Below are 571 nucleotides of genomic sequence, written 5' to 3'. Positions count from 1 at the left end.
AAGATGCCGCCTATTACCTGGCGGCAGGCAGTCAATCAGTTCGCCATTATGTTCGGCGAGCGGTTCACGAACGCCATGAGCTGAGATCTTTTAACCGACCTCGGCACACAAAATTCCTGACACCTCCCATCTCCATGAAGAGGCGGACGTCACTTGGCCGGCGCTTGGCCTGGTGCAGACTGACGGTCCATCATGGCCTGCATCATCATCTGCATCATGTCCATTCGCTTCATCATCATCTCGTGAGTTTTGCCGGACATCATCGGCATGTCTTCCGAATCCTCTTTCATCATGTCCATCATGTGCATGCCGCTTTGCATGGACTTCATCTGTTCGTCCATCAGTGCTGTGCGTTGCTCTGACGTCTTCGCTTCCATCATCTTTTCGTGCATCGCCTGCATCTGCTTCATCTGTTGGTCTATATCATGAAGCTTCCTGCTGGACTTAGCAGGCTGTTGAAATACCTCCCGCGCACGTCATCCGCGCGGGAGGGGTAAACGTTGAAACAAAGAACCGGACAACACTGAGACTGAAGCGATGCGCGGAGCGGACGGCTATACCGAGTCGATGT

The 571-nt window shown here is 53.2% G+C and carries 1 protein-coding gene; it reads right to left on the bottom strand.

The window, feature by feature from the left end:
- Nucleotides 1-149: 149 nt before the first annotated feature.
- The gene (locus tag ACLFKU_RS43930; RefSeq protein WP_410853414.1) at nt 150-410 is read right to left on the bottom strand and encodes a hypothetical protein; all 261 of its coding nucleotides are present in this window, start codon (nt 408-410) and stop codon (nt 150-152) included.
- Nucleotides 411-571 lie beyond the last annotated feature (161 nt).

The sequence above is a fragment of the Paraburkholderia sp. EG304 genome, from assembly GCF_046543485.1.
Lineage (GTDB): Bacteria > Pseudomonadota > Gammaproteobacteria > Burkholderiales > Burkholderiaceae > Paraburkholderia > Paraburkholderia youngii.
The sequence above is the reverse complement of the archived record's forward strand: the minus strand, read 5'-3'. Positions and strand labels throughout refer to the sequence as shown.

Bases quoted from the DNA above. Each gene is read 5' to 3' on its own strand.
- ACLFKU_RS43930 (WP_410853414.1), bottom strand. From the start codon at position 410: ATGAAGCAGATGCAGGCGATGCACGAAAAGATGATGGAAGCGAAGACG.